Origin of the sequence: Gemmata obscuriglobus (assembly GCF_008065095.1) — a bacterium.
Classification (GTDB): Bacteria; Planctomycetota; Planctomycetia; order Gemmatales; family Gemmataceae; genus Gemmata; species Gemmata obscuriglobus.
Map to the genome: position 1 here is coordinate 4,262,553 of NZ_CP042911.1, position 26,049 is coordinate 4,288,601.

At 65.6% G+C, this 26,049-nt stretch carries 20 protein-coding genes; 6 read left to right on the plus strand and 14 right to left on the minus strand.

All coding sequences use genetic code 11. The features are described from left to right. Positions 1-11 precede the first annotated feature (11 nt). The gene (locus GobsT_RS17680; RefSeq protein WP_157506713.1) at positions 12-815 is read right to left on the minus strand and encodes an arginase family protein; all 804 of its coding nucleotides are present in this window, start codon (positions 813-815) and stop codon (positions 12-14) included. Between the two features lie 83 nt (positions 816-898). Here GobsT_RS17680 and GobsT_RS17685 point away from each other — a divergent pair, with 83 nt between their 5' ends. The 3 genes from GobsT_RS17685 (at position 899) to GobsT_RS40520 (ending at position 3,532) form a co-directional block, all read left to right on the plus strand. Continuing rightward, positions 899-2,440 (plus strand): Hsp70 family protein, encoded by a 1,542-nt coding sequence (locus GobsT_RS17685; RefSeq protein ID WP_010040005.1) that lies wholly within the window; start codon positions 899-901, stop codon positions 2,438-2,440. Positions 2,441-2,507: 67 nt separating this feature from the next. After that, complete coding sequence (locus tag GobsT_RS17690) at positions 2,508-3,353, plus strand: hypothetical protein (RefSeq protein WP_010040008.1); 846 nt, start codon at positions 2,508-2,510, stop codon at positions 3,351-3,353. Beyond that, complete coding sequence (locus GobsT_RS40520; RefSeq protein WP_261340051.1) at positions 3,323-3,532, plus strand: H-X9-DG-CTERM domain-containing protein; 210 nt, start codon at positions 3,323-3,325, stop codon at positions 3,530-3,532. Before GobsT_RS17690 ends, GobsT_RS40520 begins: the two co-directional genes overlap by 31 nt. A 1,027-nt stretch (positions 3,533-4,559) precedes the next feature. On the opposite strand, the gene GobsT_RS17700 is transcribed toward GobsT_RS40520, so the two are convergent. Further along, positions 4,560-6,065, minus strand: a complete 1,506-nt coding sequence (locus GobsT_RS17700) for a glucose-6-phosphate isomerase (RefSeq protein ID WP_010040011.1) — start codon at positions 6,063-6,065, stop codon at positions 4,560-4,562. A 129-nt stretch (positions 6,066-6,194) separates the two neighbouring features. On the opposite strand from GobsT_RS17700, the gene GobsT_RS17705 reads away from it, so the two are divergent. Next, positions 6,195-7,400 carry a 2,3-bisphosphoglycerate-independent phosphoglycerate mutase gene (locus GobsT_RS17705; protein ID WP_010040013.1) on the plus strand — a complete coding sequence of 402 codons (1,206 nt, stop codon included), beginning with the start codon at positions 6,195-6,197 and terminating at the stop codon, positions 7,398-7,400. 93 nt (positions 7,401-7,493) lie between these two features. Here GobsT_RS17705 and GobsT_RS17710 read toward each other — a convergent pair whose 3' ends face one another. Further along, positions 7,494-7,955 carry a hypothetical protein gene (locus GobsT_RS17710; protein ID WP_148087781.1) on the minus strand — a complete coding sequence of 154 codons (462 nt, stop codon included), beginning with the start codon at positions 7,953-7,955 and terminating at the stop codon, positions 7,494-7,496. Positions 7,956-8,159: 204 nt separating this feature from the next. Further along, entirely contained in the window at positions 8,160-9,959 is a 1,800-nt protein-coding gene (locus tag GobsT_RS17715) for a polyprenyl synthetase family protein (protein WP_010040016.1), read from the minus strand. Between the two features lie 213 nt (positions 9,960-10,172). Here GobsT_RS17715 and GobsT_RS17720 point away from each other — a divergent pair, with 213 nt between their 5' ends. Then, a complete protein-coding gene (locus GobsT_RS17720) occupies positions 10,173-11,123 on the plus strand; it encodes a ThuA domain-containing protein (protein ID WP_010040018.1) in 951 nt (316 codons plus the stop codon). On the opposite strand, the gene GobsT_RS17725 is transcribed toward GobsT_RS17720, so the two are convergent. The 9 genes from GobsT_RS17725 to GobsT_RS17765 form a co-directional block, all read right to left on the minus strand. Further along, on the minus strand, positions 11,089-12,927 hold the full coding sequence (locus GobsT_RS17725) for a prenyltransferase/squalene oxidase repeat-containing protein (protein ID WP_010040021.1): 1,839 nt from the start codon (positions 12,925-12,927) through the stop codon (positions 11,089-11,091). The genes GobsT_RS17720 and GobsT_RS17725 overlap by 35 nt on opposite strands. 123 nt (positions 12,928-13,050) lie before the next feature. Further along, entirely contained in the window at positions 13,051-13,992 is a 942-nt protein-coding gene (locus tag GobsT_RS17730) for an HDOD domain-containing protein (protein WP_010040024.1), read from the minus strand. Positions 13,993-14,092: 100 nt separating this feature from the next. Further along, the gene (locus GobsT_RS17735) at positions 14,093-15,142 is read right to left on the minus strand and encodes an ATP-binding protein (protein ID WP_010040026.1); all 1,050 of its coding nucleotides are present in this window, start codon (positions 15,140-15,142) and stop codon (positions 14,093-14,095) included. 788 nt (positions 15,143-15,930) lie between these two features. Next, complete coding sequence (locus GobsT_RS17740; RefSeq protein WP_010040028.1) at positions 15,931-16,404, minus strand: glycine cleavage system protein H; 474 nt, start codon at positions 16,402-16,404, stop codon at positions 15,931-15,933. Positions 16,405-16,522: 118 nt separating this feature from the next. After that, complete coding sequence (locus GobsT_RS17745) at positions 16,523-17,893, minus strand: coproporphyrinogen-III oxidase family protein (protein ID WP_010040030.1); 1,371 nt, start codon at positions 17,891-17,893, stop codon at positions 16,523-16,525. 15 nt (positions 17,894-17,908) lie between these two features. Further along, positions 17,909-18,757: a Uma2 family endonuclease gene (locus GobsT_RS17750; protein ID WP_010040032.1), complete on the minus strand. Its 849-nt coding sequence runs from the start codon at positions 18,755-18,757 to the stop codon at positions 17,909-17,911. A gap of 24 nt (positions 18,758-18,781) precedes the next feature. Beyond that, complete coding sequence (locus GobsT_RS17755) at positions 18,782-19,879, minus strand: outer membrane protein assembly factor BamB family protein (protein WP_010040034.1); 1,098 nt, start codon at positions 19,877-19,879, stop codon at positions 18,782-18,784. 17 nt (positions 19,880-19,896) lie between these two features. After that, positions 19,897-21,096, minus strand: a complete 1,200-nt coding sequence (locus GobsT_RS17760) for an iron-containing alcohol dehydrogenase (RefSeq protein WP_010040037.1) — start codon at positions 21,094-21,096, stop codon at positions 19,897-19,899. Then, a complete protein-coding gene (locus GobsT_RS17765) occupies positions 21,023-22,459 on the minus strand; it encodes an aldehyde dehydrogenase family protein (protein ID WP_010040039.1) in 1,437 nt (478 codons plus the stop codon). The genes GobsT_RS17760 and GobsT_RS17765 overlap by 74 nt, the downstream gene beginning before the upstream one ends. 668 nt (positions 22,460-23,127) lie before the next feature. On the opposite strand from GobsT_RS17765, the gene GobsT_RS17770 reads away from it, so the two are divergent. Then, complete coding sequence (locus GobsT_RS17770; protein WP_010040041.1) at positions 23,128-23,226, plus strand: type IV pilin protein; 99 nt, start codon at positions 23,128-23,130, stop codon at positions 23,224-23,226. Positions 23,227-23,986: 760 nt separating this feature from the next. Here the strand turns inward: GobsT_RS17770 and GobsT_RS17775 are convergent. Further along, positions 23,987-25,996 (minus strand): FG-GAP repeat domain-containing protein, encoded by a 2,010-nt coding sequence (locus tag GobsT_RS17775; protein ID WP_081471631.1) that lies wholly within the window; start codon positions 25,994-25,996, stop codon positions 23,987-23,989. Positions 25,997-26,049: the final 53 nt, after the last annotated feature.

Here is a 26,049-nt window from a genome sequence, read left to right on the forward strand (position 1 = left end):
GCGCTGTTCCGTCAGCGTGCCGCCGCCGCGAGGAGCGTGTACTCGATGAGCCAGCCGAGCAGGTTTAACCCGGTGTCGCGCACGTCGCGCCCGGGATCGAACTCGGACACCGACATCCCGACGACATTTCCAGACCACACGGCTGTGAACAGCGCCAGGAACGCGGGCGGAGATAAGCCGAACGGGAGCGGCTCGGCCACCGCCGGCAGCACCGACGGGTCGAACACGTCGCAGTCGAGGTCGATCCACACCCGTTTCGCTCCCGTAACCTTTTCACGCAAGGCCGAAGCCACTCGCGCCACGTCCGCAGCCACGTCCCAGGCCGGATAAACCGCCTCAAACGTTGCGCTGATTTCGTCGGCCGTCAGGAACAGGTCGCGGTGCCCGACGTTCACCAGCCGCGGCCGCGGCGCCTCGAAGTGCGTGAGGAAGTTACCGTGCGACAGCTCGCTCGTGGTGTCGTGAAACGCGTAGACGTCCAGGTGCGCGTCGAACTGCACGACGAGCGTGTCCGGGCCGAGTTCTTCGAGCGCCGGTAGCGCCGAGAGGTGGTTCCCGCCGAGCCAGAGCGAAAATTCCTTGGCTCGCAGTGCTTGTTTCGCGGCCCGCCGGCCCGTCTTGCGCCACCCCGCGACTGCGTCCAGTGTGTCGAAGGCGAACTCCTGGACCCGCACGTTGCCGCGGAGCACATCGGCGCGGCACGGGCGCGTTTCGGCCTCCGTGTCGTCCAGAATCTCGTTCACCGCGTCTCCCAGCAGTTTGGCCCCTGCGCCGGCGCCGGCGCTGCCGAACAGGTCGAACGGAAACACGGTCACCGCGCTGCGCATCGTGTCACGCGAGAGGAAGTTGCGTTAGAATTAAGGTGTTCGTGCCCAGTCACGCACCCGATGGCTAGCCTATGTCCCTGATCGGCATCGACCTCGGAACTACCTTTTGCGCCGTCGCGTCCCTGGACGAACGCGGCCGCCCGTTCACCGTACCCAACAGCGACGGCGAGGTGCTCACCCCGTCGGCCATTTACCTCGCGCCGGACGGCTCGGCAGTGGTCGGCGCCGCCGCGCTCGACATGGCCTTGGAGCAGCCCGGCCGCGTGGCCACTCTGGTGAAGCGGCGGATGGGGCGCCCGGACTTCGGTGTGCCGGTGGCGGGGCGCGAGTTCCGGCCCGAAACGCTGTCCGCGGTGATTCTGAAGAAGCTGGCCCAGGACGCGGCGGCACAACTGGGGCCGATTAGCGGCTGCGTCATCACGGTGCCGGCGTACTTCGACGACACCCGGCGCAAGGCGACAATGGACGCCGGGCGCGTCGCCGGGCTCAACGTGATCGACATCATCGATGAGCCGTCGGCCGCGGCCCTCGCGTACTCGGCGGAGGGCGGGGGGCGCAACGTTCCCGAGTTCCCGGCCGAGTCGGAAACGGTGCTGGTGTACGACCTCGGCGGCGGCACGTTCGACGTGACGCTGGTGAAGCTCGCGAAGAAGCGGTTCCAAGTGCTGGCGATCGAGGGTGACGTGCGGCTCGGCGGGCGCGACTGGGACGAGCGGCTGGTGAACTGGGCGGCCGACAAGTTCGTGCAGCAGTGCCACGAGGACCCGCGGAGCGACCCGCAGACGGTGGCCCACCTGTACGCGACCGCCGAGCGGGCGAAGCGCACGCTGAGCAAGGTCGAGCAGACCAGCTTTACCGTTTCTCACGGCGGCTACAAGTTTACGTTTCCGCTGTCGCGGACAGAGTTCGAGGCTGCGACCCGTGACCTTCTCCTGCGGACCCGACTCACAACGCAGGCGGTTCTGAAACAAGCGAACCTGACCTGGGGCGACGTGAGCAAGGCCCTGCTGGTGGGCGGAAGCACTCACATGCCGGCGTGCGGCCGGATGCTGGCGGAACTGACAGGTATCGAGCCCGATCGGGGGCTCGCGGTGAGCGAGGTCGTCGCCCGCGGCGCCGCGGTTCACGCCGGCATCGCGGCCTCGAAGTCCGGGGCCGGTCCCGCGTCCGAATACCGCGAGCTGGCGGACGTGATGGAGGTCAGCGTGAACGCGCACAGCCTCGGGGTGGAGGCCCGGGCCGGCGCGGAGCGGGTGAGCGACAAGCTGATCCCGAAGAACACGCAACTCCCGGCGTCGGTGAGTCGGGTCTACTTCACCGTGGCGCACAACCAGACGCGGGTCCGGGTGCGAGTCCTGCAAGGTGAGGCCCAGCAGGCGGAAGCGTGCATCCCGGTGGGCGAGTGCTGGATCGACGGCCTCCCGCCCGACCTTCCGAAAGGCTCTCCGGTGCGGGTCACCTGCGGCGTGGCCGCGAACGGGCGGATCGAGGTGACCGCAACCGACGAAACCAGCGGGCGCGCGGTCACGGCGGCGATCCACCGGCCCGGCGGGCTGTCGGACGACGACCTGGCCCGCGCGCGGGAGTGGGTCGGCGCGCTCAGAGTTCAGTGAGCCTTGAGGCTCCCAAACAAGAAACCCCGGTAACCGTCCTCCGCTTTAGCAAAGGTAGCCCCGCCCAATGCCCCCTCTCACGGAACTCGGCCGTAAGCCGGCGCACGTCGTTTCCGACGAGCACCACGCCGCGTGGTTCGCGGAACTCACCTCGCGTCTGATGAACCAGTGCGACTTTGTGGTCGCGGGCGAGCGGTACCGGTTCGCGGAACTTGAGGTGTACTACTCTGGCGGCGCGCACCCCGACCTGTTCGCGCATCGCGACCCGGTTCAGCTCGAAGACGGGCGGTGGTACTTCCACCGGACCCGGGGCGAGTACCGCGGCGGGTCGTTCAAGGGTCTGGACATCGCGCTCGGCGACGGGATTTCGTACTTCGGAATCCTCATTCGCACCGTCGTCAAGCCGGACGGCACCCTCCTCGACGGCCCGTGTGTGATGGTCGATCACCTGCTCGCGCAAACAAAAGCTGCAACCGTCGCCGCACTCGACGGGCTCATCAGCGCGCGCACGATCTGGGACACGACTTCGCCGATTCACATCGCCGAAGCGGCTACGCCCCGGGCCGCCGCGGTGCTCGCCTGTTCGCGCGTCGGGCTGTCGTTGAAGAAGGCGAAGGGAAAGCCCGATGCGCCGCGGTTCGTCGGGCGCGCGTACCGGTTCCTGACGGAACCGCAGGCGATCTCGAAGGGCCGCCCGCACCTGATTCTCGCACTGCACCGCGCCGGACACGGCACCGACTCGATCCACGCGATCACCGGTGTGGCGAAGAAGACCATCGACCGCTACGTCGCAGATTTCACGTCGGGTACGCAAGTGGAGGGTTTTGAGGACTACATTGGCAAAGACCTCGGCACGGCCGACCTGTGCAAGCTCCTCGGGACGTGGCACGCGAAATATGGGTCAGGGCGATAATCGACCGTGGTTTACCGCATGTCCTGAAACTCGACATATTCCACTTCTGGCCGCCGCACCCGGGCGAGGTGAACATCGTGTTCGCCGACGGGAGCGTGCGGTTCTTGCAATCTTCCGCAGACGCCTTCCGGCCGGGGCTGGCGTCGCTTAGCGGAGGAGAGGCCGTGGCGCCGGAGTAGTGGGGCCGGGTCAAGAAGCCGCTTCGCGACCGCCAAGTTGCGTGAGCCGGCAAGCGGCACGGGCTGAAAAAGCCCGACGTGTGTCTCAACGTTCCGAATCGGATGCCAGTAAACCAGCGTTTGTGAAATGGTGGTATTAACACCCTTGACGGTGTCGCGGAATTTTCCCTTCGGTAGGTTCGGTGTGCTTTTCGGTGGTGTAGCAAGAGCGACTTGTAGGCGTAGGAGGTGATATCGGCGCCGGGGCGTGCGGTATCGAGTTACAAGCCGGCATGCCCCTCTACGGTAAATCCGCCACTCGATTGGACGGGCGTAGCGGGTTGGTGTCAAACCACGTCACTCATCACGACGGCGAAGGTCGTGCCATCAGTAAGTAATACGGGGGCCAAAGCGGAATCACGTACCGATCGATAATTGATCCCGGGTATCGGTGCGCACGTGAATAGCTGTTCCTCTGCCGCACGTTATCGCCCCGAGCGGTTGCCGCCGACGGGACCGAAACTGGACGATCGCTGGTATCCGAGCGGTTCACGGACTGGCTGTTCGCTGGGTGGATGCTACCCGCGAATCGCACGCTTCAATCCCTTAGGAGGCTGACATGACCATCAGAGGGCGGCAGCCGTGCGACGCTCTACAACCTGTTACGGTTAAGCCACTTACAAAGCGAAATGGCTCGCCTGAGTGGGTTCGCATCTCGGGCTGGACAAGAGGACCGGCCCGGAAACTTGACGTTGGGGCGGCTCGCAGCGGACTTCCGGAACTACCACACCGGAGAAAAATGCTTGGGGAAACACTTGATGTGTCGCCGACTCAACCCCGGGGCGAAGTCGTGACGGTCGAGAGGGCGGGGAGAAGCGGGACCACTTTGCCGGTTTTCCCGATTCGTGGACGCGTGCGTACCACCGGCAGTGTCTCGTGAATGCCGAGGGCATTCACGCCCGTGTCAACAAGCGACCGGCACGCTGGGGCGAGGGCGGGCGACTTCACCCTTGGCCCCGACTTCGCGGGGCCCGACGACCGCGGGGCGTCAAGCCCCCTTCGTGGCGTCGCGGACCTCGCCCTTCGGGAGGTTCGGCGTGCTTTTCAGGTGACGCATCAGGTGCGACTTGTACGCTTCCACGCCGGGTTGGCCGTAGGGGTTGGTGCCGGCGAGCCGCCCCTCGACCACGGTGGCGAGCATCATCATCTGGAGCAACTGGCCGATGGTGTGTTCCGAAATCATCGGCAGGATAATGTCGGCCCCGGGGCGTGCGGCCTCATGGTACGCGTCGGCGGCGCCCTTTACGGCCGAGTCCAAAATGTCGGGCATGCCCTTACGGCTGAACTGGTTCAGGTCGTCCTCGTTGCGGTCCGACATGCCGACCATTACCGCCGGGTGCTTCACCTGCCGCACCACGAGGTTGTTGATCAGTTTGTCCCGAGTGCCGTCCTGGAGCTGCTGGCCACGGGTGTGCAGGTCGCGCGGGCCGACCACCGTCAGCGGGGTGGGCCCGCGGCTGTTCTTGCCCAGAGATTCGCTCAACAGGGCGTCGTACCACCAGCCGACGGCCTCCAGCTTACGAGACCAGGTGGCGGTCACCCGGGTCGGCTTCCCGCGCTCGGCCATCAGGTGGTTCACGGTGGCGAACTGGAGGACGGGGTTGCGGTCGAACGGCTCCTCGATGAACCGCCGCGTTATCGTGGCGGCGCCGAGCAGCATCGCCCGCACGTCGAGCCCCATCACCGCCGCCGGCAGCAGCCCCGCCGGGCCGAACACCCCGAAGCGCGGGTTCACTTCGTCCGGGGCGGTGAGGATGTCGTCGTCGGCGAAACCGTCCGCCCGGCACAGGTCGCGGAGCCGGCTCTTGGGGCTCGCGATTGGAACAATGGCCCGCCGGAGGGCGTCCGACTTCGGTCCGTAGAACTTCGCCGCCTCGCCCCGCACCGCGCGGTACGTCGCCGCCGTTTCCAGCACGCCCCCGGAGTCGGAAACGATGACGCCCCACCGCTCCTCGATCAGCTCGGGATCGACGCAGGTGTTTTCCAGTAGCTCGAACAGCTCTTGAAGCGAGTCGTTGTCGAGGTCGTGGCCTTCGAAGTAGATCCGCGGCTTGCCCATCCGCAACTTGGCCGGCAGCTCGTTGTGGTGGGCGTGGACCAGCGCCTGGAAAATGGCTCTCGGCGCCGAGTGGCTGCCGCCCGCGCCCACCACCACCACACGGTCCACGGTGTCGCGGAGCCGCTGGGCGTGGCGCAGCACCTTGCCGAGGTCGCTGAGGTCTTGCCTGCGGTTGTAGCCGTCGAGCATCTTCTGCGGGAGGTCGATGAACCCGGGCTGGAGCGGGCGCATCTTGGGCGGCGGGTTCTGTAACTCCCGCTCGGCAACGACCTGGCCCCGAACGGACGTGGCCCACTGTTTCACCTCGTCCACCTTTTCGGGCGGGAGGAGGTGCTGCTGTTGCAGTTCGGCGAGCGGGGTCCAGGTCTCGTGCAGCGTGGCGAGGAGCCGGGAGAACTGGTACTCGATGTTCTCGTCGGGCAGTTTCAGGGGCATCGGATGGTCCTGGGTCGTTCGCCGGCTGTGCCCACCGCGAACCCACGACGGGCAAACGGCGCGAGAGCAACGACTAGCGGCCTTCGCCCCTACTGTACTTCATTAATCGCGGGCCGTAAACTCTTCGGCATGAACATACACGAACTCATTCGCGACCTGCGCGAACCGGCCAAGACGAAAATCGTCCTCCTTGTCGCCGACGGTCTCGGGGGGCTGCCGCTCGAACCGGGCGGGCTGACCGAACTCGAGACCGCCCGCACGCCCAATTTAGACGCGTGCGCCAAAGCCGGGGTGACGGGACTGAGCACCCCCGTGCTGCCGGGCATCACGCCCGGGAGCGGCCCCGGCCACCTCGGGCTGTTCGGCTACGACCCGCTGGAGTACCAGATCGGCCGCGGCATCCTGGAAGCGCTCGGGATCAACTTCCAGGTCACGGCCCGCGATGTCGCCATTCGCGGCAACTTCTGCACCCTCGGCGCGGACGGTAAAATCACCGACCGCCGCGCGGGACGCCCGACGAACGAGAAGAACAAGGCCGCCGTCGAGAAGCTCCGGACGATCACAATTCCGGGCGTGGAGCTGTTCGTCGAACCGGTGAAGGAGCACCGGTTCGTTCTGGTGATCCGCGGCGACGGTCTGGGCGACAAGGTGAACGACACCGACCCGCAAGCGGTCGGCGTGGCGCCGCTGAAGGCCGAAGGCGCGGACGAGCCGTCGAAGCGCACCGCGGAGGTGGTCAACCAGTTCATCGCCGCGGCGGTGAAGGTGCTCGCCGGCGAAGGCGCGATCAACGGTGCGACCCTGCGCGGGTTCGCGACCTACCCCAAGATCGCGACGTTTCACCATGTGTACGGGCTGAAGGCTGCGGCCATTGCGGTCTACCCGATGTATAAGGGCCTGGCCCGGCTCGTCGGGATGGACATCCTTGACCCCGGCCAGACCCTTCAGGGGCAGGTCGACACCCTTTCCAAGGTGTGGAACGACTACGACTTCTTCTTCCTGCACTACAAGTACACGGACAGCACCGGCGAGGACGGGAACTTCGCGGCGAAAGTGCAGATGATCGAACAACTGGACGCGGTGGTCCCGGAGATCCAGAAGTTGAAGCCGGACGTGTTCATCGTGACCGGGGACCACAGCACCCCGAGCAAGATGAAATCGCACTCGTGGCACCCGGTCCCGACGCTCCTGTGCGCGGACATGTGCCGCACCGACGAAGTGGCCGAGTTCAGCGAGAAGGCGTGTTTGCGCGGCGGACTGGGGCAGTTCCAGGCGATGCACCTGATGCTGCTGGCGATGGCCCACGCCGGACGCCTCGGTAAGTACGGCGCGTGATTGAACGACCGGCGTGTGAGCCGGGTCGAAGTCAACGGGTTGCTTCGTCCCGGCCGGTGGGATAATGCACCTTCAACTCACTATGCCGAGCTTCTACCCCACAGGGGCGAGTATTTCCAGTACTTCCACCGCGGGCCGCGTGCCAGTGTAGATGACACCGATGCGACCGTAGGTTTCCGTTCCCGGAGCGACACGGAACCACTCCGCCATCGTGGGAGCAAGCGTTGCACGGAGGAACATCAGCGGCTCGATGCGGCGCAGCATGTTGTGCTGGATTAGCACTCGCCCGAGCGGCGTTTTGCCCTCCACGATGGCCGCGCGAACCGGTTCGGGGCAAACGCCAAGATTGATCCTCACCAGACCGAACTGCACGACGCGCCGAGCGCCTTCTTTGAGAGCGAGAAGGATTTTGCGGGCGTACTCGTCACCCTCACGCCGGCAGGCAATAACTCTCACATCAACCGCCGAGCCGTAAAACTGCTCGACCGCAACGGTCATGTGGTGCTTGTGAACCAAGAGCGAACGGTACGGTTCCGGAACCTCATCGGCGGGCACCTCGACCGCTTCCGGGCGGTCCGGCGAGTCCGGGAACAGTTGATACAGGTGCTCGAACGTGGGGGCAGTGGTCAGCAACGTGTTGGCCCCTTGCGTGAAAGCGGCGTGGCAGGAGCGGAGAGGCGGGGGAGAATACCGGCACGGGCGCGGGGGCTTTCAGACCGTCCGGCGTCCGCGGGGCATGTCCCGCGGACGCCGAGTCGTTTACTTTCCGAGCTGCACGAACTGCGTTACGCCCTGCTGCGGGAGGGTCGGCTTCTCAAGAACGCTGTCCACGAGGTAGTAGAGCAGTTCGCGGAACTCGGTGGGTTGAACCTCGTCGGCCAGCGATTCGGCTTTCGCGCGGAACTTGTCCACCAGCTTGTCGGCTTTCTCGAACACCTTCGCCGCGAAGTACAACCGCCGCACCCGGGCCACGATCTCTTCGGGGTTCGCGGCGGTCGTGCGCGATTGAACAATCAGGTGCAGCAGTTCCTCACGCTGGGCGGGCGTCGAGCCTTCCAGCGCCAGAGCGAGCAGGAGGGTCGGCCGGGCGGCCAGAACGTCCTGCCCCGAGACGAGCTTGTTGTCCTCGTCGCCGGTCCAGTCCTTGATGTCGTTCAGGATCTGGAACGCGACCCCGACGTTCCGGCTGAAATCGGCGATCAGCTTTTCGTAGGCCGTCGCCTCACCAGCGAGCCGCACGCCGGTGTACAGTGCGGCCTCGAACGCGGGGGAGGTTTTGAGTGCGTAGATTTTGAGGGCATCAAGGGTGGTGAGCGACTTGTCCTTCGCTTCCCGCCACAACAGCTCCGCGCCTTGCCCTTCGGACAGTTTGATGTGCGCGTCGGCGAGCTTGTCGAGGACGTCGGCCGCCACTTCGGCCCCGAGCGCCTTGCGGTCGCGGGAGACGCACTTGTAGCCGACGCCGATCAGGTAATCGCCGACATTAATCGCGGTACCGACGCCGTACGTCCGGTGCAGCGTTTCCGCCCCGTACCGGTACGCGTCGTCGTCCTCGATGTCGTCGTGAACCAAGCTCGCCTTGTGGAACGCCTCGATTGCGACCGCGGCCCGCTTGACGTGGTCCGGCAACTCCCAGCCGCTATCGGCGAGCGTCGCCGGTGCGCCCTTCAGAGCGTCGTAAGCGGCGAGCGTGATGAACGGGCGGGAGCGCTTCCCGCCGCGGGCCAAGAAGTCGTAAGCGATGGCCTCGTGCTTGCGGAGCGGGTCCTGTTCCGGCGACCCGGCCCGCGCTTTCGGAACCAGCCGGGGCAACTCGGGCTCCTCGAACAGCCCGTTCGCCGCCCGCATCAGGTGGACGTACGTTTTGGTCTTCGCGCCTTCGGCCGGCTTGTGGAGGCCGATCGACTCGAACACCCAGTCGTTATCGACCGAGGTGTTCTTGCAGTTGCTCGACAGCAGCGGGGTGGCGATGCACGGGATACCCGCCAGCAGCACCTTGTCGAACGCCTTCTCCAGCACGTTCAGGCACGCGACCCCGACGATGGCATCGACGTGGCCGCTCACGATGATCTTCAGCACGATCGGCGTGCCTTCACTCACCAGCACCTTGTAGCCGAGTTCTTCGGCCTTGGTGCGGAAGTCGCCGACCTCGCACGCCCCGCACTTCTTGCAGTCCAGCCCGAGTTCGTCGTACTCGGCCGGGCACCCCTCCGCGTTCTTGAGGCAGTGGGGGAGCAGCATCAGCCGGCGGTGGAACGGGATCGCCGCGACCTGGTCGCGCCAGAACTCGTTGGTCAGCATCACCATTGTGAAGCCGAGACACGATTCGCCCAGCCCGAGCGTTTTGAGCACGGACTCGGCCATTTCTTTGGCCGAGTCGCGCGTCAGCGGCTTGGACTTGTCCACCGACTTGCAGAACCGCTCGACCTCGGCGCGGATGCGGTCGCGCACGGCGCGGTCCTGCGGCACTTCTTTGAACGCGGCGGAGTTCAGCTTCGGCGGCTTGGCCGGCGCGCGTTCCGTTGCGGCTTCCGAAAGGGCTTCGGCGACAGTCGTCACGGGTCGGTCCTTGGCAACGGCTGGTGAATGCGAAGCTCGCGCCCCGCGCGGGCTTGGGAGAGGATACGGGACGCCGGGCGGTCAAACCAGTTTGGCCTCAACCCCGAGTGGGTGCAACAGAAAACGCGCTTGCGTTCGGACCGGCGGCGCGGTTTCGTGTATCCCGCCCCATACCCTCCGCCTGATACCCTCCTCGCTAGCGAGCCTTTCACCATGCGCGCCGTTCTCTCCCTGTTGTTGTTCGCACCGATTGTAACGGCCCGGGCCGAAGAACCGAAGGCCGACCCGTTTGACCAGTCGAAGGTGGTACTTGAGAAAGAGCCACCGGCTGATTTCAAAGGCAAACGCGTTCTTGTGGTGGCCGGGCGCGCCAGCCACGGCCCGGGGGACCACGAGTTCTTTGCGGGGTGCGCGATCCTCTGTGACCTGCTCAAGCAGACGGACGGCGTGTTCCCGATCATGGCCCGGGACGGCTGGCCCAAGAACGAAAAGCTGTTCGACACCGCCGACTGCGTCGTGATGTACATGGACGGCCGCAACGGGCACCCGGTGGTGCAGGGCAAGCGCATGGAGCTGATCCAGAAGCAGATCGATCGCGGGTGCGGGTGGGTGAACCTGCACTACGCGGTCGATTACCTGCCCGAACACGGCAAAAAGGTCCTCGGCTGGATGGGCGGGTACTACGAACCGAACTACAGCATTAACCCGCACTGGGACGCCGTCATCCGCAGCCTCCCGAAGCACGAAATCACCCGCGGCGTGAAGCCGTTTACGCTCCGCGACGAGTGGTACTACGGGATGCGGTTTGTGGAAGACATGAAGGGCGTCACGCCGATCCTGCAAGCCGTGCCGCCGGACGGGACCCGCGGCACCGAGTACACCAAGCGCCGCAAGGGCGAGATCGAAACGATGGCATGGGCTTACGAGCGCCCGGATCGCGCGAAGGGCCGGGGCTTCGGGTTCACTGGCGGGCACTTCCACCGCAACTGGGCGGATGAGAACTTCCGCCGGGTGGTGGTCAATGCGGTGCTGTGGTCCGCAAAGGTTGAGGTACCGTCGACCGGGGCGAAAGTGGACTTCGACCCCGTGAACCTGAACAAGAACCTGGACCGGAAAGGGAAGGGCGAGTTCAAGCCGATTCTGCCGCCGGCGCCGGCGAAGTGATCTTCACCGCCCGGCCCAGCGCCGCGACGGTGAAGATGATCGGGTACAGCTTCTCGAAGTACCACAACTTCGCGAAGTAGAACCCGATCGGACTGGCGTCGCGGAACCGGTCTGATTCGACCGCTTCCGCGAGCCACGCGACGCCCTTCTGAACGGCGTCGCCGTCTGCGAGGTCGAGCAGCACCTCCACCGCGAGCGCCGTTTCCTCGACGCTCGACGGGCACCCCTTTGCCCCACCCCAGCCGCCATCGGCATTTTGCACCGAGAGCAGGAACTCGATCCCGCGCCGGCACTCGGGCGCGTCCTTTAGCTCAAGATCGCGGTACGCGGCGAGAACGCGCGCGGTGCCGTACACAGGGTTGATATCGTCGGGGGCGTGCTGGTTGCCGAACCACAGCGGGAGCCAGGAGCCGTCCGATCGCTGCTGTTTCTTGAGGTAGCGGACGAAGCGTGGGTTACGTCTCGCCACATCCCAGAAGAGTCCCGATAAGGGGAATTCCAAATCCTTGAGCCGGTGTCTCAAGTGTTCGATTGGAGGCGGTCCTGCTCCCCATACGCGGTACCAACTCGCGAGGCTGCGGACCGAATGTGCTGTCAAATCGGCGCCGCTGCGGTCGAACGGGAGCGTGCCCCAACCGCGGCAGAAGGTCGGCGCACCGCCGTCCCCGTTTTGCAGCCGGAGCACCCAGCGTAGGCCCGAGAGAACGGCTTGAGGATCAGACTTGGGGTCGAGGTGTGCGAGAGCGATCAGCGCGCCCGGGGTGTCGTCGCAGTCGGGCACGCCGCCCGGAAGGTCCGTCCACGCCCACCCGCCCGGGTCCGCGCCGGTGTACGGGTGCCGCTCCTTATACTGCTGCTTCAGCAGCCACGCGAGTATCTGCTCCTTCGTGTCGAGCGCTTCGAGGTCGCCCGCGGTCGCGAGCGCGTTGACGCTGAGCGTCGTCACCCAGGTCGCGAGGTTCGTGTCGATCGGCCAGCTCCCGTCGGGCCGAACGGAGGCGACCAGGAACCGCACGCCCTCGTCGATCACCTGTTGTTCCGCAGCGGCGCGCCGGCGCCGGATGCTCGACAGCGCCATGACCACGAAGCTCGTCAGCGGGGTCGCTTCCAGGTACCCGCCGCTGGTGGGCTGAATGCGCCGCAGCACCTTCAGCGACAGCCCCCGCGCCAGGCGCCGGACGGTGTTGCGGATCGGATTCTGCGACCGCCGGTGGTGGTGGATGCACTGGCCGATCGCAATCAGCGCCGGCAGGGCGTAGCTCACCACCGGCAGCTTCGCGAACCGGTACCAGCTCTGCGGCAGGCACGCCAGCTCGAAAGGCAGGCGCGGCACCTCGTCCCACGGAACCAGTTTCGCCACCGCGCAGGTCATTAGGATCGGGACCGAGAACGTATGGTCCTTGCCGTATCGGGCACGAATGGCCGCGGCCCGAGCCGTCGGCAGCGCGCCGGCGTTTCGACTCAGGTACTCTTCCACCCGCTGAACGGTTTCGGGGTACTCCTTCTCGCCCGCGAGCTTGAACGCGGCGCGGCACAGCATCGTCGTCGAGATGTTCGAGAAGCTCTTGACCGTGTCGCCCCAGCCGCCGTCGGCGTTCTGGTGTTCGGCGAGCCACTTCCGCCCGGCGTCGATCAGCTCGCGGTGTGTGAACGGGTTGACCAGGTGCAGCGCCATCACCGCCGTCGCCGTGGAGAGCGCGGAGGTCGAAAGCTCGCCCACCCAGTGCCCCTCAGGCACCCGCTCGGCGAGCAGCGCGGCGCGGGCGGTCCGGTACGCGGTGCGGAGCCGCTCGGCGGGAATCATGTCTGGTTCCGTCGTGAGTTCGGGCGTCCTGACGAATCCGATCGATCCGTAACCGTCGGACGCGAAACGGCCATGACTGCCACGTAAAGACAGCCCTCCGGGCCGCTGAAGAGCGGTTACGGATCAACCAAGTTTGGTATGAGTCATTGTGGCGCCCGCGCAGCCCAGGGCGTCCGTCATCAGGCCGGGGACGTTCGCGAACAGCGCGTCACGGTGCCCGGCGGAGCGGTCCGCGAGCAAAAGGGCAAGGGCCGAGTTGGTTGTAGGATCGTAGCCCTCAGCCGTCGTGGCGCACTCCAGGTGGTTGGCCATGTGGTCTGCCGCGGCGACCAGCACCGCGAGCCGCGGCGCGCCGGCCGGCGCGTGGTGGTGCTTGATGGCGTCGATCAGCGCGCCGGGCAGGTTGCTGAGCAGCGCGAACCAGGCGCCCAGTTCACAGTGGTCCGCGCCGAGGGCCTCGCGCTCGCGGGCCGTGGGGTTCAAGTCGTCGGCGAAGTCGAGCAGCCGCGCGAGCGGGACGCACTCGGCGTCGGCCAGAGCGATCAGCACGCGCCCGATGTCGTGAAGCAGACCCGCGGCGTACTCCTCGCCACCGAACCCGAGCCGACCGGTCCGGTTCAGCGCCGAACAGAGCGACGCGGTAACGTACCCGTGGTGCCACAGCGCGCTGAGGGCGCCTGCAGTGTCGTCGGTCTTTCCGCTCAGCACCCGGCGGATGCCGATCGTGGTTACTAAGCTCTTGCACTGCCACAGGCCGAGCCGCACCACCGCCTGGTCCACGCGCAGCACAGCGGACCCACCCGCGAACAGCGCGCTGTTCGCCACCCGCAGCAGCCCGGTCGCAAGGGCGGTGTCGCTTCGGATCAGCTCGGCCAGCGCCCCGAGCGAGACATCGGGGTCGTCCATCAGAGCCAGCGCCCGGACGGCCGTGGCCGGCAGAGCGGGAAGGGTGTCCACGAGCGCGCGGATTTGCCGCTCGAGGCGTGCCGACCGCTCGCGAGCAGTCGGCGGCGCCGGCGCGAACACCGCCCGCAGCGCGTCCGAAAATCGTTTCAGCAGCGGCACAGCGGGCCTCCGTGCGGGCACTGCTGGATCTCGCCGGGTGTCGTCAAGGTCGTCCTCGATCGATAACAAGAATGCACAGTTCTATTTCGTCCTGCTGGGGTCACAGCCCGAGGCTGTCGAGGTCGTCCACAAGTCTATCCAGATCGTCCTTCTGTGCGGCCGGCTTGTCGGCCTGCCGCTTGGGAAGGCCGACCGTTGTGCCCACCGCGCTGCGCCCGTCGTTTACCAGTTCGCGGTCGCGCTCCTGAACCGCCATACCCAGCGCGTCACCAACGTCGCCGCCGAACAGCCGACTGAGGTCGATTTTTAGCCCGCCCACTGCGCCGGTTTCGGCCCCCGCGATGGCCGCCGACTTGTACTCCGGGAAGATGATCGCCTGCTGTGGGCACACCCGGCTGCACGCCGGACAGCCCTTCTTGCACTGGTCCTGGTTCTCGACCAGGATACGCTCCAGCGAGTCGACTCCGTACACCCCGAACAAGCAGAAGTCGAGGCACTCGAGGCAGTTGGTGCAGCGGCTGTAGTCGATCACCGGGTACCAGCGCCGGCCGGCCGGCGCCAGCAGTGCCTCCGGGGCGAACGCCTGCTGCGCCGGGGGCAGTTCTGGCTCCGGCTTCGCGACCGACAGCCCGAGTTGCAGAACGGGCGGGTTGTTCGTCGCCTTCCCCCGGGCTTTCGCGGCGCGACGGTCCCGGCACTCGGCAGCGATCCGTCGGATCTCGACCCCGAACGCCTCGTGCTTGTTCGAGTCACGCAGGTCCAGCGTGTAGATGTGCCGGTCCGGGATCGTACCCGACGGCCCGATCGCTTCGGGCTTCTCAACCGGGGTGTCGGTCTCGGCGTCGTCCTCATCGTCCGTCGGCGGTTTTAACTTCGTTTCGCCGAAGTGACCCTTGATGCCGTTGCGGTCGAGTAGCCAGAAGGCGGCTCGAGGGTACAGCCATGACAGGACGACCATGTCCCCCCGAACGGAATCGAGGAACAGCCGCCCGCTGTGATCCGGGCCGAGGTCATACAGGTTCGGCACCACCGACACTTCCAGATCGGGTTCGAGCAGAAGGGAAGCGACAATGCTCTCTTCGAGGGCCCGTTTCGCCGGGTGTTTACCGGGGGCCTGCGACAGAACGACCGTAAGGCGCGAGCGACTCATGCGGACCCCGGTGTCGGCGGAGGCAACGGCGGCAGTGGCGCCGGCGCGGTTTCGGGCAGGTGTGGTGTTATCTTAGCGACCGGCCCCGCCGCCGTTCCAAGTGTGCCGCGGCTTGATGGGTTGGAAAAAGCCGGTGGCGCGCATTTCTTCCTCTCCAGGTACCGGTCCCCGACTGGGATCGGCTCGTCATCGTCGGCCGAAGGCAATACCAGTCTGACATCCTGGTGTACGAGTACCGACGACCGTTCGCTCGCTGCGCAGATTGTAGCCTCGCTGCTTTTTCTTCTATGTTAACCAATTCGTTTGATGTACGCCTAGTAGCAGTATCCGCAGCGACCTCGTCGCCGGCAATTTCTTTTGCCAAATGTGTCGATTAAAGTAGGTGTTCCGATGGGCCGAATGCACCTCGACCGCTCTTCCCAACCCCGGCGCCCTCGTTGCGGACGTTCGACAAACAGAACTCCCGTACCGAGTGGACCCGTTTGGTAAATCCGTCCGGCTGACGACCCCGTGACCCAGTTCAACCGGCAGGGTATTGAAGTCCGCGTCGGCCCGTTGCACGGGCAGAGGCCGTGCCGCCAGTTTCTCAGCGCAGCCGACAACGGGCGTGGGGCGTAGACGAATATGGGTTTCTGACTATGGACCGGATCAGCTTGGCGAAGGAGGCGCGGCGGCTGTGATAGTAGCTCGCGCGATCGGTTAAAAGTGCTGCCTACGGCTTCATTGCGCGCGGAAATTGATCTGAGTAACGAGCCTCGCACTGGTTGTGGGGTGCTACAACGGTACAGTCATTCGGCACCGGCGTTGATCTGGCCCTTAATCATCCGTTGTGTCGCATCCCAGCCAGCTTCCAGGTGCGCGTAGTACCCGGCGGCGTCGAGTGTTTCTGCGGCATCGCCGATCAACTCGAACAGCCACCCGGCGCCGTAGCTGTCCAGGTTGATCGTGCCCGGATCGTTCAGCAGGGCAGTGTTGAACCGCACGACCGTGCCCGCAACGGGAGCATATAGCCCGGAGGTGGCCTTCTGAGTTTCAATAAAGCCGATCTCTTGCCGGAGTGTGACCATCTTGCCAGCGTCCACACGCCATTCGAGAAAGTACACATCCTGCATGAGCCGCACGGCGTAGGCCGTGAACCCGAACACGAGCACACTCGGTTGCTCGCCCGCCGGGCGGCACCACATGTGGTTTTTGCAGTATCGCAAGTCCCCCGGCACCGGGGCCGGGTGCTTGCCCATCATGAACACGAGCGGCTCGGGCATGGGGGCACTGGTGTGGATCGGGTGGGTCCCGGAACGATGGAGCCGAACTGCGAAGGCTCGCGGGCGACGACACCGGGAACGGTCTGGTCACGTTTCGGTCTGGGCGCGCCTTCGGTCGTCAAGTGTACCGCGAACTCAGGTATTGCGGATCAAAGAACGCCGGCAGGTGCCGATCAATCTGGATCAGCCCTTCGGGGGTGCAATCGACGCCTTCTCCGGTGACCTTGAGCCACCCCTCGCGGTCCAGTTTTGCGAGCGGTTCGCGGAACTCGGTGCGGATGTCAACCCCATACTTGCCTCGGAAGTAGTCCACGTCGAGGTGACCGGTTTTGAGGAGGAGGACGACCTCGCGGATCAACCGGTCGCGCTCGGTAGTCGGGAACGCGCGGCCGAGGGGCAACTCACCGGCCTCCAGCTTGCCAACGTATGCTTCCCAGGTGTCGAGGTTCTGCATGTGAACGCCGTTCACGTGCCCGAACGACGCGACGCCAGTTCCGAACATGTCCGCCCCGCGCCAGAGGGCTTCCCGGTACACGAACTTCGTGTTCGCCTTGCTCTTCACCACCGTAGTCGCGCTGGAGACCTCGTAGCCGTTTTTGACCAACTCGTCGAACGCGTACTTGGTCCAGGCGCGTTTCGTGGGCCAGTCCGCGACGTTGCCCGCGGGCGATACAGTTCCCTCGGCGGGCTGGATCAGATCGAGCGACGTGCGTGCGGCACCGTCCTTGACCCGGAGCGCCTTGGAGAACTCCGTGTTGTACGGCAGCTCCATCTGGTAAATGGTCACGCAATCCGGCTGAAGCTCTAAGAGCTTTGCGACGCAGCGTTTCCAGTTGTCCCAGTCCTCCCCCACCATCCCGGCGATCAGGTCGATGTTGATTTGCGGGAACCCGAGCTCGCGCGCCCAGCCGAACGCGCGGTAGATCTCGTCTTCGGAGTGCGCGCGCCCGTTGTACTGAAGGATCTCCGGCTTGAAGTTCTCGACCCCGAGGCTCAGGCGGGTGATGCCGTGCGTTCGAAGCGTTTCCAGTTTGTGCTTCTGGAGCGTGCCGGGCTCGCACTCGAACGTTACCTCGCGGGCGCTGTCCCACGGCATGATGGCCCGCAAGCGCGACATCAGCCCGTCGAGCTGTGACGCGCTGAGGTACGACGGGGTCCCGCCGCCGAAATAAACGTAGTCCAGCGGCCGACCGCCGACACACCCCGTCTTGCTGAGCAGCTCGACCTCTTTGGTGATCGCGTTGAGGTAGACCGAGATGTCGCTGGCGTTCTTGTCCGTGTAGACACGAAAATAACAGAACTTGCACCGCTTCCGGCAGAACGGGATGTGGAGGTACAGACCGAGCGGGACACCGGGGCGCGGGGGCGAGTTGACCGCCCGCTCGGCATCGGGGAGATACGAACTACTCCAAAACGAGAACTGTGGGTAGTTCGCGATGAAGTAGTTACCCAAGCCCGTTTTTTCTTGCTCGGCAGCGCTGACAGTCATGATGAGCCTTCACGTTCAGACGGAATCGGGATCGACCCCGAGCGCGCGGAGCCGGGCGGCGAGTTTCTCGGCGCGCTGCTTTTCGGTCTCGGCGCGCTGCTTTTCGGTCTCGGCGCGCTGCTTTTCGGTCTCGGCGCGCTGCTTTTCGGTCTCGGCGCGCTGCTTTTCGGTCTCGGCGCGCTGCTTTTCGGTCTCGGCGCGGCGGTGCTGAGCTTCCGCACGCTCTCCCGCGGTCGGAAGCATGTGCCCCTCGCGATCCCACGCCCGCAGCCAGTTCGTTGTGTACCCGTGGTATTCACCGTGCCAGAGACCCAAGCTGATGTCCATGTCTCTGATACGGACCCGTCCGTTCGCGTCCGCGTCCAACTGCCGGTAGCTCCCACGGATCAGTTCGTACACCTCCAACACATTTCGCGGGGTGTCCCAGATGACGTAGAAGGTGGCCGCGATCGCGTGCTCGTACACCCAAAACTTGCCGGTGATCGGCGTACGGTCACGTTCATCGTCCCCGTTTCCCGAGACGTACTCCACGACGACGAGCGGGTTACCCCCTTCTTGGAAGTGGACGTAAGAGCGACGCAGCTCTCCGTCCAGCAGCCGCGGCACGTTGGGGACGTAGTACCAGTCGGGCGACTTGCACCCGTCGAGTGGGTTCGGCTTCGCGTGATACCAGTAGATGCCCGTGTCCGCACCCACAAAATAGTTGCCGTCGGGGTGCAGCCTGGTCAGCACCGGGAGCAACACATCTGAGAGCAACGCGCTCTGCGGGTGCTCGAACGCGTTCTCCACGGGTTTGCCGTCCGTTTCGGGAAGGTCGAGGTGCGTCGGACCGCTCACAACGACGGGCGCTTCCGCGATCGACATCCGTTGCCCCCCAACAAATACCAGCTATTTCTTTCCCAAACAGTATACTACGCCCTTGTCTGTGCCGACAATGAGACAGTCCGGCCCTACGGCAGGAGACCCACACACGGCGGCGTCGAGTGCGAGTTCCTGGACTTTCTTCCCCGTCTTCAGATCGAGAACGTAGAACTCGCCGTCGTCACTCAGGCACCCGCCGTACACCTTCCCGCCCACCACGACCGGCGACGCATCGACCTGTCCCTTTGTTGCGAACTCCCAAACTTTCTTTCCCGTTTTCGGGTCGAGCCCGTACAGCTTCTTATCCCTGCTGCCGGCCACGATCAGTTCCCCGGCAGCGGCGCTCGCGTAGAACGGCTGCTGTCGCACCGGCGCCTCGAACGACCACAGCTTTTCCTTCTTCTTCACATCTACTGCCACCAATGTGTTCGCCATCGTCCCGACGTACGCCACGTTGTCGGCGATCGCGGCGGTCGCGGCGGCCTGTCCGCCGAGGTCCACGGACCCGAGTTCCTTCCCGGTTTTGGCATCGAGGATGTGGAGGACGCTGTCACAGCCGGCCACGAACGTCACGTCACCGATCACGGCCGGCGAGCCGTTGACGGGACCGTCCGTCTTCACGTCCCAGACCTTTTTGCCGTTGGCGTTGAGGCAGTACAAGGTCGAGTCGTGAGACCCCACCAGCACGTTGGAGCCGTGGAAGTTGGCCCCGGACATGATCTCGCCAGCGGTCTCGAACTCCCACACTTTTGAGCCGTCAGTAGCGTTTAGGCAGAAGAACTTGCCGTCCAGGTTGCCCACGAACACACGGTCGCCCCGGACGGCCGGGGCCGCCTTCATCGCGCCAAGCTTGACCTTCCATTTCTCCTTGCCGGTGGCGAGTTCGACGGCGTACAGGTGTTTGTCCAGGGACGCGAGGTACACCGTGTCACCGACGACGGCCGGGGCCGCCTCGACCGCGTCTTTGGCCTTAAACGTCCACCGCTCTTCGAGCGCGTCAGGGAGCTTGGCGGTTCCGGTCCCGGTCATGAGCGGGTCGCCGCGGAACACCGGCCAGTCGGCAGCGCCGGGAGCGGGGCACAGCGCCGCAGCGGCCAGCACGGCCGGGAACAGAACGCGGGTCATGGCGCACACCTCACGAGTTACCACGCGGCCTGATACAGCTTGTGGATATCGGCCTCGGTCACGGGGCGGGGGTTGAACCGCGCGGTCCACTGTTGGTTCGCCTCCTCGGCGAGCAGAGGGAGGATAGTGTCACTCACCCCGCACTCTTTCAAGGATTGCGGCAGACCCGCCGCGGCGGTCAGTTGCCGGACGCGGGCCGCGAGGGCTTCCGCTGCGGGCCGGCCGTTCGCGCCGGCGGCGGTCGGGGCCAGTTCGGCGTACAGGTGTCCCACGGCGGCGGCGTTGAAGCGGATCACGTGCGGGAGCATCACCCCGATCGCCACCCCGTGGGTGATCCCGTAATGTGCCGTCAGCGGGTTGGCGCAACTGTGGCACACCCCGAGCATCGAACTCTCGATCGCCATCCCCGCCAGGTGCGAACCGATCTGCATGGCGGACCGGGCCGTCAGGTTCTGCGGGTCGGTCAGGACCGTCTCGAAGTTCGGTTCCAGGTAGCCGAACGCGGCCCGCGCGTACATCGCGGACACGGCGTTACGCTTCGTACACACGAACGACTCGATCGCGTGCGCGAGCGCGTCGATCCCGGTGACCGCGGTAACCGAGCGGGGCTGAGAGAGCGTCAACTCCGGATCGAGGATCGACACCCGGAACGCGGCCTTCTTGTCCCCGCACGCCATTTTCAGGTGGGTGCGCTCGTCGGTGATGAGCGCGTAACACTGGGCCTCGCTGCCTGTTCCCGCAGTGGTGGGCACCCCGACGGACGGCAGCATCGGCTTGGCGGCCTTCCCGTGCCCCTTGTAGTCGGCCATGCGGCCGCCGTTGGTGAGAATGAAGTTGATGCCTTTGGCACAATCCATTGAGCTGCCGCCGCCGACCGCCACGAGGCAGTCCGCGCCATGCTCCCTCGCGCGTGAGACGCCGTTCCCGACCTCGTGATCGGTGGGGTTCTCGCGGACGCCGTCGAAAACGGCCACATCGAGTCCGGCTTCGCGCATGAACCCGACAGCCCGGCCCGGATGCCCGGTGTGCGCGAGGCCGGCGTCGGTCACCAGTAGCACCCGGGTCCCGCCCACCGAGCGGACCGCCGCGCCGAGCTGCGCGAGCGCGCCCGGTGCGAAGATGACACGCCCGAGCGGCTCGTGGTCAAACGGCGGCAGGCCGCCGGGCGTGCTGGAGGGCGCGCTGCTTGTAGAGGTGGGTGAAGAGGTTCCCTTCATGCGGCTGGTCCCAGGTCAGTCGGTTCGTCGGGAGCGGCCCGATGTTGAGGCGCTCGATGCTCGGGCACGCCATGCACTCTGCAATGAACGCCGGGTCGTCGGTCAGGGCCGTGGCCGCGAGGGTGTAACCGATCCGCTTCAGCACGTCGTATTGCGGGTATTCTACGACGCTGGCGTAGGGAAACAGGAACTCCTTGTTCGCCAGCGGGTGGTCGGGCGTGTCGCACCGGATGATAGTGGGCAGCAGCCACGCGCACCGCCCCTCCTTCACCAACCGCGGCGAGCCCCGCAGCTCCTGCGTGATGTCCCGAGCGCCGGGAGTCTTCAGGCCCTCCTCGACCATGTTATTAATCGCCTCGGCCACTTCGGGCTTGGCGAAAGCGCTGACCTCGCAAGCGGGGTCGTCCCATGGACGGGCCTTCGCGCCGGCGAGCTTCCGGGCCACTCCCTCTGCGATGGCGTCGGCGTTCTTCGGGGTCCAGATGGCGCTGGCGTTCACGCACGCCCGCCCGCCGTTGCCCGCGACCGCCTCGACCATCAAGTCGGTATGCTGCGCCCAGTGGTCGGCCTGGTCCTCGCCGAAGATGATCTTGGAGTACCCGGTGCCGTGGATCTCGACCCGGTGGTCGTTCTTGTACGGCGCCATGCTGCGGTCGTCGCCGAAGGCCATGCTGCGGCCGCAGAGCCGGAGGATGTCGGCGCTGCCGGCGTGGTCGGTCGGCAGGAATCCGAGCACGTTCGCCGGCACGCCGGCCTTGATGAACGCCTGGAGCACCCGGTACGGGGTCCACGGCTCCTCGCGGCCCGGCTTCAGGAGAAGTGGGATTTTGAACGCGAGGGTGGGCACCCACAGCGAGTGAACGCCGGGTGAGTTCGAGGGCAGTACCGCGCCGAACACGTCGGTCGTGGGGTAGAACGCCTGCATCTGGCCGGTGGCGGTCGTGTACCCCTTGTCGAGGGCGTCGATCGGCAACCCGCGGGTCAGTCCCCCTATCACCTCCTCAATGTTGTCCAGAACGTAGTGAACCTTTCGCGCGTTGCGGTCGCAAAACACCAGCGCGCTGCCGGTGGTGGCCGACAGCAGGCGGGTGTACTGATCGAAGGTGAGTTCGGTGTCGCCGCAGGGCAGGGTGGCGTTGAGGAAGTAATCGGCGGCCTTCTTGTACATCGCCAGGAGGTCGCGGACGGGTATCGCGGCCAGCTCACGGTGCGCCCGCTCCATGTTGCTCAGGTCGCGGGCGATCATGGACCCCGTGACTTGGCTCACCTCCGCGACCGGTTCGCCGGTGACGTGGTGAATGAGTTGGGCCTTATCGAGGCTCGTATACGCTTTGCCGAAACGGAGCGCGGGGATTTGGATCATGGGTGCCGGTTGGGTGGGTGATCGGCCGCTCGCGGGCGCAGCGCAGGAGTGTACCGGCGGCCCGGAGCGCGTTTACACTGGAACATACCGATTGACGCCGGCGGTCACAACCAGGATCGGTAGACACTGCGGTTGAGTCATGGCGATGGACGGTTAAAAGGACGTGAACGCGGCCCACTGCAAGTCCCCACGCTGAGCGACTCGGGAAGTAACGCGGTGGGGTGTTGGTCCTCCAGAGGGATGTTCAGGCGTCGCCGGCGCGCAGAGCGTCATCGAGCGTAACATCAACCAGTATTGTAAAATCTGGCGTCTACGCTCGCTGAGTGTGACGTGCGCCGCCCTTTCGTAAGTTCAAGACTTTCAACGTGGTCGACGGTTTGATTTGTACGCGCGGTGGAGAACTCACGTTGAAATCCGGCGCTGGCGTTGGAAATGGATGAATTCGGTATGAGTTCCGGCCCAGCGGTGGTGCCATGATCGGGATCGGTCGCGGAACCCGAGGAGCGACGGGATGGCATCGGGCACCGACACCGCCGCGGGCCGTGATCTGTAACGAGGAATCTCAGTGGCCCACTCTGTTGGTTCCTGTCCAAATGACCTTGCCCTGGCGAGGTCCGTGCGGCGCGCCACTGGATCCGCCCGCCAGGGTCGAACTGGCGACGTTATAGATGCATCGGGCCGCACGCCGCGGTTTCACGCTGATCGAGTTGCTGGTTGTGGTGGCCATAATCGCGGTGCTGCTCAGGTTGCTATTCCCCGCCTTCTAAAAGGTCCGCGCCGCCGCTCGCATCAGGTGCATGAACAACCTGTAGCAGGTCGGGCTGGCGGTTCACAACTACCACCACCAGCACGAAGTGGTTCCTTCGGCGTACGTGCGAATCATGATCGGCCCTGAGTACCCCCCTTGGTGGCGGCTGTTGGGCGGTGTCGTACAGCAACCAAAAGTACGACAGGTTTAACGGCTTCCACACGTCCGGAGACGGGCGACTGATGACGCACCTGGAACAGGGCAACGGGCTGGGCCGGACTAACCGGTCTGTCAAGGAACTGCACAGCACTCCCGTCACACAACCGGTCGCGGTAGTGACGGGACGAGTAACACCGTTGCGTTCGGCGAGCGGCTCCCGAGTGCGGACCGAAAATGGGGTTGGTGGCCGGCCACTGTTGCGTACCGCTGGACCGCCAACACGGCGCGCTGATACGCCACCGGGACCGCTGGCGCGTGCCCCCAACGGGCCGGCCCGGTATGCCCCGGTGACTTCAAGAATAATTGCGTCGCCCACCACTTCTGGGGGCCGCATTGCGACGGTGGCAACGGGCTCTTCGCGGACGGGCGCGGCTGCTCGTCACCTCCTACTCGGGGGGGCCGACGTACTGATCCCGATGTCCACGCGGTACGGCGGCGAAGTCGCGTTGCTCCCCGGATCAAATTCCATCGCGTCAAGCGGATCGCTCGGTCCGTCACCCGCCTGCTGCTGATGCAGGCGGGTGAGCGCGACATCTCATGCCATCCTGCGCGAGCGCTCGTCAACTCACGAGCACCCCACCCAGGTACCCCTCGTCGAAGGCCATGAAGCTGTCGATCGCGGTCGCGGTCGGGTCGAACTCTGTCACCTGCGGCGGACCGAAGCCGGCGGCCCCGACCCGGATGTTGCCCCCGTTGCCCGCAACGGACACGCCACCAGCATAACCCGGAAACGCGAGGAAGCTAACCAGGACGTCTTGGCTCTTCCCGTCGACGGCAACCACGTGAGAGGAGTTGGCCGCCGTACCCGCCAGCAGGTCGGCCGTTCCGTCGCCGTTGACATCGGTGAACCCGACGTTGAGCCCGCCGGTGTACCCGGCGAAAATCAACTGGCTCGACATGAGTGTGAGCGACTGGCCCTTGAAAACCTTGACGTGCGAAGGCCCGGTCGCGGTGCCGATGGCGATCTGGCCCGTGCCATCGGCGTTGTTGGTTCCTGTCACCCGGACGCCGCCCGTGAAGCCGTCGAACGCGAAGAAACTGTCCAGCAACTGATCGGTCTTGCCGCTCAGCACTTTCACGTGCGAGGAGCCCGTGAGCGTGCCGACGATCAAGTCGATGGTCCCGTCCCCGTCGATGTCGGCCGCGCCGACGGACACGCCGCCGTTGTACCCTTCGAAGGCGAGGAAGCTCCGGAGCAGGGCGCCGGTGGCGCCGTCGTACAACTTGACGTGGCTGGAGGAGCTGGCCGTCGCGACGAAGACGTCGGCGACCCCATCGCCGTTCACATCTGCGGCGGCAGTCTGCAGGGCATCGGTGTACCCCGCGAACGGCTCGATGCTACCCACCGGCAGGCTCAGTTGGCCGCCCACGGCGGTCGACACGATTGCGTCATGGGTCAGGTTTAGCGTGAAGGCGGCCGTATTGGTCGGCGGTTCCGGGGCCGGGTCCTCCGGCGGAACTGCCGGTGGGACCGTCATCTCAGAGCGAGCCGCCGCGAGGTCGAAGGGAGATATGCGGGGGGGGACCGCACCGGTCCGGGTAACAGTACCGGTCGCCGCGCTGTACCGGAAGAATCCGCCGGTGGACGCCCCCGGGACCGTTGCGGCATAGAAATTCTGGCCGAACGCGATCACCACGTCACCGTTATCCGCGGCGGCCGCGCTGGCGCCGACGGCACCGTATCCAATCGCATGTGCCTCGCTGAACAGTACCGTCTCGGTCCCGCCGTTGAAGGCGACCACCTCGTCGTAATGGGTGTACGGGGCCGCCGTGGTGAACCGGGTCCGGGCTCCGATGATGCTCCCATCGGCGGTGACCGCGATGTCCAGGTCGGACGTGTTCGGGTTGAGTGGGCCGATCGGGGTGACTTTACCGCTGGCCGAACTGTAACGATACAGTCCGCCCGCGAACGCGGTCGGGTTCAACCGGAGAACGGCGTTGGGCGTGAAGGCGATGACGAGGTCGCCGCTGCCCGCTACCGCTACGCTCGCCCCGTTGGCCCCATACCCTTGCGCGTACGCCTCACTGAACAGCACCGTCTCGGCTCCGTTGCCGGTGAGGGCAACCACTTCGTTGTACTGGGACGTTCCAACGTTCCGGGTTCGAGCTTCGACAACCGTTCCGTCGGTGGTTACCGCGATGTCCAGGCCGAACGTGCTTGAGGGGACAGTGCCGATCTGGATGACGCTGCCGCTCACCGGGCTGTACCGGAACAGCCCACCCAGGGACGCGCTCGGGACCGTACTGGCCGAGTAGCTCGGGGTGAAGGCGACCACGACATCGCCGCTGTCGGCCACGGCGGCGCTGGCCCCGCTGGCTCCGTATCCGCTCCCGTGCGACTGGCTGAATAGCACCAACTCGGACCCATTGTCGGCAACTAGGACGACCTCGTCGTAGCTCGCCGCCGGAGTGATCGTGGGGTCCTGGCGGACCCGAGCTAGAACGGCCGAGGGCATCGCACGGCCCTCAAGCGTTTCGAGGTTCAGCAACGGCCCCTGGGTTGGGGCGGCTTCGGCAGCAACGGACCAGTCCGACCAAAGCTGCGACAGGAATGATGGGCGACGGATCATGGGCGCCTCTGCGTGGGAAACGGGTTGTAACGCGTGGTGAGCAGGTGACAACC

Excerpts from the sequence above, each read along its gene's own strand:
- GobsT_RS17685 (WP_010040005.1), top strand. The coding sequence starts at position 899 with ATGTCCCTGATCGGCATCGACCTCGGAACTACCTTTTGCGCCGTCGCG.
- GobsT_RS17690 (WP_010040008.1), top strand. The coding sequence starts at position 2,508 with ATGCCCCCTCTCACGGAACTCGGCCGTAAGCCGGCGCACGTCGTTTCC.
- GobsT_RS17700 (WP_010040011.1), bottom strand. The coding sequence starts at position 6,065 with ATGCCCCTGAAACTGCCCGACGAGAACATCGAGTACCAGTTCTCCCGG.
- GobsT_RS17705 (WP_010040013.1), top strand. The coding sequence starts at position 6,195 with ATGAACATACACGAACTCATTCGCGACCTGCGCGAACCGGCCAAGACG.
- GobsT_RS17720 (WP_010040018.1), top strand. The coding sequence starts at position 10,173 with ATGCGCGCCGTTCTCTCCCTGTTGTTGTTCGCACCGATTGTAACGGCC.
- GobsT_RS17725 (WP_010040021.1), bottom strand. The coding sequence starts at position 12,927 with ATGATTCCCGCCGAGCGGCTCCGCACCGCGTACCGGACCGCCCGCGCC.
- GobsT_RS17735 (WP_010040026.1), bottom strand. The coding sequence starts at position 15,142 with ATGAGTCGCTCGCGCCTTACGGTCGTTCTGTCGCAGGCCCCCGGTAAA.
- GobsT_RS17740 (WP_010040028.1), bottom strand. The coding sequence starts at position 16,404 with ATGCCCGAGCCGCTCGTGTTCATGATGGGCAAGCACCCGGCCCCGGTG.
- GobsT_RS17745 (WP_010040030.1), bottom strand. The coding sequence starts at position 17,893 with ATGACTGTCAGCGCTGCCGAGCAAGAAAAAACGGGCTTGGGTAACTAC.
- GobsT_RS17750 (WP_010040032.1), bottom strand. The coding sequence starts at position 18,757 with ATGTCGATCGCGGAAGCGCCCGTCGTTGTGAGCGGTCCGACGCACCTC.
- GobsT_RS17755 (WP_010040034.1), bottom strand. The coding sequence starts at position 19,879 with ATGACCCGCGTTCTGTTCCCGGCCGTGCTGGCCGCTGCGGCGCTGTGC.
- GobsT_RS17760 (WP_010040037.1), bottom strand. The coding sequence starts at position 21,096 with ATGAAGGGAACCTCTTCACCCACCTCTACAAGCAGCGCGCCCTCCAGC.
- GobsT_RS17765 (WP_010040039.1), bottom strand. The coding sequence starts at position 22,459 with ATGATCCAAATCCCCGCGCTCCGTTTCGGCAAAGCGTATACGAGCCTC.
- GobsT_RS17770 (WP_010040041.1), top strand. The coding sequence starts at position 23,128 with ATGCATCGGGCCGCACGCCGCGGTTTCACGCTGATCGAGTTGCTGGTT.
- GobsT_RS17775 (WP_081471631.1), bottom strand. The coding sequence starts at position 25,996 with ATGATCCGTCGCCCATCATTCCTGTCGCAGCTTTGGTCGGACTGGTCC.